Origin of the sequence: Marinobacterium marinum (assembly GCF_013868415.1) — a bacterium.
Lineage (GTDB): Bacteria > Pseudomonadota > Gammaproteobacteria > Pseudomonadales > Balneatricaceae > Marinobacterium > Marinobacterium marinum.
Genome location: NZ_JACEMT010000048.1, coordinates 1 through 4,812, shown reverse-complemented (window position 1 = coordinate 4,812; position 4,812 = coordinate 1). Strand labels below are relative to the sequence as shown.

The 4,812-nt window shown below is 57.5% G+C and carries 5 protein-coding genes; all 5 read right to left on the bottom strand.

Translation table 11 applies throughout. From position 1 onward, the window contains the following. Positions 1-1,115, bottom strand: a 1,115-nt coding sequence (locus H1S06_RS09175) for a TRAP transporter large permease (protein ID WP_181739427.1), incomplete at its 3' end; no start/stop codon positions are given. Between the two features lie 27 nt (positions 1,116-1,142). Further along, complete coding sequence (locus H1S06_RS09170) at positions 1,143-1,658, bottom strand: TRAP transporter small permease (protein ID WP_181737554.1); 516 nt, start codon at positions 1,656-1,658, stop codon at positions 1,143-1,145. A gap of 3 nt (positions 1,659-1,661) precedes the next feature. Continuing rightward, positions 1,662-2,705 carry a TRAP transporter substrate-binding protein gene (locus tag H1S06_RS09165; protein ID WP_181739425.1) on the bottom strand — a complete coding sequence of 348 codons (1,044 nt, stop codon included), beginning with the start codon at positions 2,703-2,705 and terminating at the stop codon, positions 1,662-1,664. 202 nt (positions 2,706-2,907) lie between these two features. Next, the gene (locus tag H1S06_RS09160) at positions 2,908-4,236 is read right to left on the bottom strand and encodes a TRAP transporter large permease (protein ID WP_181739423.1); all 1,329 of its coding nucleotides are present in this window, start codon (positions 4,234-4,236) and stop codon (positions 2,908-2,910) included. A 27-nt stretch (positions 4,237-4,263) separates the two neighbouring features. Next, a complete protein-coding gene (locus H1S06_RS09155) occupies positions 4,264-4,779 on the bottom strand; it encodes a TRAP transporter small permease (protein ID WP_181737554.1) in 516 nt (171 codons plus the stop codon). Between the last annotated feature and the right edge of the window lie 33 nt (positions 4,780-4,812).

Below are 4,812 nucleotides of genomic sequence, written 5' to 3'. Positions count from 1 at the left end.
AACCACACCAGGTCATAGCCCAGACTGGCCACCAGCGGGTAGAACACCGGCACCGTCAACAGCATCATCGACAGGCTTTCGAACACCATGCCCAGCACGATATAGATGCCCAGAATCGCCAGGATCACACCCATCGGCGGCACATTCATGGAGGACACCAGCTCCAGCAGCATCGTCGGTAGACCGGCACGGTTAATGAAGTCGGAAAAGATCAGGGCACCGATCACCACCGCAAACAGCATTGCCGAGGTCCGCGCCGTATCGGCCAGCGTCTCGAACAGGTTGCGCAGGGTCATGCGGCCACGGAACAGGGTAATCAGGAAGGCACCACCGGCACCGATGCCGGCCGCTTCGGTCGGAGTGAAAATCCCCAGATAGATACCACCCATGACCACCGTGAACAGTACCAGGACACCCCAGACGCCTTTCATGGCCTGCAGGCGTTCCGGCCACTCGGTCTTTTCACCGGCCGGACCGGCACTGGGATCACGCCAGACCACATAGCGCACCGCCACCAGGTACAACAGGATACCGAGAAGGCCCGGTATGAAGCCGGCCGCGAAGAGTTCACGAATGGAGGACTCGGTCAACAGACCGTAGATCACCAGGATCACGCTGGGCGGAATCAGGATACCCAGGGTGCCGCCGGCGGCAATGGAAGCCGTGGCCAGCGCGTCGGAATATCCGTACTTGCGCATCGGCGGCATCGCCACCTTGGACATGGTGGCGGAGGTCGCCAGGCTGGAGCCACAGATGGCGGAAAAACCGCCACAGGCCACAACAGTTGCCATCGACAGGCCGCCCTTGCGGTGGCCCAGAAAGGCGTTGGACACCGCATAGAGTTCCTGAGACAGGCCCGAGCGAGTGACCAGGTTACCCATCAGGATAAACAGCGGAATCACCGACAGGCTGTATTCCTGCACGGTGTCGATCACGCGGTTGGACGCCATCGACAGCGCCCCGGTCCAACGGAAGTTGGCAATATTGCTCAGCTCCAGGCCCTGCAAAAAGGCAAAGCCGAAGAAGCCGACGATCCCCATGGCAAATGCAATCGGCATCCGCACCACGATGATCAGAAACAGGAGAACGGCAAAGCCGATCAGAACTACGGACATAATCGAGATACCTGTATCCGGTTCGGGTTAGTCTTGATCCTGAAACAGGATGCGATAGACGCCATAGGTGATCATGCCAAGGGCCGTGGCCCAGCTCATGATCGCGATGTACTGCACGATGTAACCGCTCGGCATCGCCAGAAACTCGGTCACGACACCTCGACGAATGGAGCGTTCGCCCAACTCGAAGATACGCAGTGCCAGAAAGTACAGGGACGATGACATGACCAGCGCCGCCAGCAACGACAGTACCTTGACGATCTTCGAACCCAGAAAACGGTCCAGCAGGTCAACCACGATATGACCGCCCCGCCAGGTTATGACCGGCATCGCCGCAAACACCATCACCGCCAGACCGATCTCGGTCATCTCGGTGCCGCCATGAATGGGACTGTTAAACAGATAACGGCCAAAAACGTCGACACAGGTCAACGCCATCAGAAAGAACAGTACGCTTGCCGACACCACTTCGAGAAAAAAGGCCAGCCAACGGACCGGCCCCTTCTCGTCATAGTGCGCTTTCAACCAGGCACCAAACGACATGGATTACTCCTGCTTTTGCGCTTCGTACTCACGCGCGATCTGGCGCAGTTCCTTCAGCGCGGTTGCGGCGTCGACCTTACGGTCGGCGACACTATCGATCCATGCCTGATCCATACCGTCCGCCAGTTTCAGGAAGTCCTGGTTGAATGTGTCATCTTTGGTATGGTCGATGATATTCACACCGGTTTCACGGGCGAATGCCAGACCATCCTCGTCAGCCTGCTGCCAGGCCTTGCCGGCCAAAGCCGACAGTTTCTCGCCGGACACGCTCATGATCGCTTCACGATCCTTCGGGTCCAGGTCTTCCATAAAGTCCGGATTGATGAACATGGAGAAGCTGCCCAGATACATGCCGCCCGGGATCAGGTTCAGGGTATCGGTCACTTCAGCCAGGCGCTGAGCCTTCTGCTCGCCCAGCGGCAGCAGCGCACCATCGATAACGCCCTGCTGCATCATTTCGTATACCTTGGTGGCCGGTGCGGAAACCGGAGTCATGCCGGTACGCTTGCCGATCTCGGCCTGTACGCCGCCACCGATACGGATTTTCATTCCCTCCAGCTCGGCAATGCTTTCAACCGGCTTGGTGGTCATCAGCTGACCCGGACCATGGGTAAACATACCCAGCAGCTCCAGACCGGCAAATTCGTTTGCCTGAGCAAAATATTTCTGTTGCGTGCGCCACAGGGCCACGGACGCTGCTTCTGCGCCCACGCCCAGACCCGGCTGCTCAACTGCCAGCGGCAACTTGAACCGGCCTGGCACGTAGCCGTGATAGCTGAAACCGGCATCAATGACGCCGTCTTCAACCAGCTGGAAATAAGTTTTGGGGTGACCGACATCATACTCGATCTTGACGGCAACGCGTCCTTCGGTGGCTTCCTCCACCCATTTGGCCCAGGTCGGCCAAACGACAGCGTTCTGAGCAGCGGTTGGCGGCAGCCAGGTGCCGACAATCAGTGTGGTATCTGCAGCCAGAGCAGAGGCGGATGCAGACAGACCCACGGCCAGAGCCGCTGTTTTGGTAGCGAACTTTATTGTTTTAATCATGGTGTTGCTCCTGCATTGGTATAGTTATTGGTATTGCGATACTAAAAGACAACAGTTCCAATGAATAATGTAACACTTTGTTGCGCCAAGCAAGTCGTGACAGCGGCAGATCAATACTAATGTCTACCTCCCAGCCGATTTCAGTCTTTCCCCTTAACCCCTTTAGAAACTGTAAAACCTGTTACATAAAATGCTGCACCGCTTAGCGGTACAGCATTTCCGGCAGGAACAGCGCGATCTGAGCGATAAACACGATCAACGCCAGGCGCACGATATCGGCACACCAGAACGGAGTCACTCCCTTGAAGATAGTGCCTGTTTTCACATCCCTCAATACCGCACTGAGTACAAACACATTCATACCCACCGGCGGGGTAATCAGACTGATCTCGGTCACGACCACGACAACTATTCCAAACCACACCAGGTCATAGCCCAGACTGGCCACCAGCGGGTAGAACACCGGCACCGTCAACAGCATCATCGACAGGCTTTCGAACACCATGCCCAGCACGATATAGATGCCCAGAATCGCCAGGATCACACCCATCGGCGGCACATTCATGGAGGACACCAGCTCCAGCAGCATCGTCGGTAGACCGGCACGGTTAATGAAGTCGGAAAAGATCAGGGCACCGATCACCACCGCAAACAGCATTGCCGAGGTCCGCGCCGTATCGGCCAGCGTCTCGAACAGGTTGCGCAGGGTCATGCGGCCACGGAACAGGGTAATCAGGAAGGCACCACCGGCACCGATGCCGGCCGCTTCGGTCGGAGTGAAAATCCCCAGATAGATACCACCCATGACCACCGTGAACAGTACCAGGACACCCCAGACGCCTTTCATGGCCTGCAGGCGTTCCGGCCACTCGGTCTTTTCACCGGCCGGACCGGCACTGGGATCACGCCAGACCACATAGCGCACCGCCACCAGGTACAACAGGATACCGAGAAGGCCCGGTATGAAGCCGGCCGCGAAGAGTTCACGAATGGAGGACTCGGTCAACAGACCGTAGATCACCAGGATCACGCTGGGCGGAATCAGGATACCCAGGGTGCCGCCGGCGGCAATGGAAGCCGTGGCCAGCGCGTCGGAATATCCGTACTTGCGCATCGGCGGCATCGCCACCTTGGACATGGTGGCGGAGGTCGCCAGGCTGGAGCCACAGATGGCGGAAAAACCGCCACAGGCCACAACAGTTGCCATCGACAGGCCGCCCTTGCGGTGGCCCAGAAAGGCGTTGGACACCGCATAGAGTTCCTGAGACAGGCCCGAGCGAGTGACCAGGTTACCCATCAGGATAAACAGCGGAATCACCGACAGGCTGTATTCCTGCACGGTGTCGATCACGCGGTTGGACGCCATCGACAGCGCCCCGGTCCAACGGAAGTTGGCAATATTGCTCAGCTCCAGGCCCTGCAAAAAGGCAAAGCCGAAGAAGCCGACGATCCCCATGGCAAATGCAATCGGCATCCGCACCACGATGATCAGAAACAGGAGAACGGCAAAGCCGATCAGAACTACGGACATAATCGAGATACCTGTATCCGGTTCGGGTTAGTCTTGATCCTGAAACAGGATGCGATAGACGCCATAGGTGATCATGCCAAGGGCCGTGGCCCAGCTCATGATCGCGATGTACTGCACGATGTAACCGCTCGGCATCGCCAGAAACTCGGTCACGACACCTCGACGAATGGAGCGTTCGCCCAACTCGAAGATACGCAGTGCCAGAAAGTACAGGGACGATGACATGACCAGCGCCGCCAGCAACGACAGTACCTTGACGATCTTCGAACCCAGAAAACGGTCCAGCAGGTCAACCACGATATGACCGCCCCGCCAGGTTATGACCGGCATCGCCGCAAACACCATCACCGCCAGACCGATCTCGGTCATCTCGGTGCCGCCATGAATGGGACTGTTAAACAGATAACGGCCAAAAACGTCGACACAGGTCAACGCCATCAGAAAGAACAGTACGCTTGCCGACACCACTTCGAGAAAAAAGGCCAGCCAACGGACCGGCCCCTTCTCGTCATAGTGCGCTTTCAACCAGGCACCAAACGACATGGATTACTCCTGCTTTTGCGCTTCGTACTCACG

Excerpts from the sequence above, each read along its gene's own strand:
- H1S06_RS09160 (WP_181739423.1), bottom strand. The coding sequence starts at position 4,236 with ATGTCCGTAGTTCTGATCGGCTTTGCCGTTCTCCTGTTTCTGATCATC.
- H1S06_RS09165 (WP_181739425.1), bottom strand. The coding sequence starts at position 2,705 with ATGATTAAAACAATAAAGTTCGCTACCAAAACAGCGGCTCTGGCCGTG.
- H1S06_RS09155 (WP_181737554.1), bottom strand. The coding sequence starts at position 4,779 with ATGTCGTTTGGTGCCTGGTTGAAAGCGCACTATGACGAGAAGGGGCCG.
- H1S06_RS09170 (WP_181737554.1), bottom strand. The coding sequence starts at position 1,658 with ATGTCGTTTGGTGCCTGGTTGAAAGCGCACTATGACGAGAAGGGGCCG.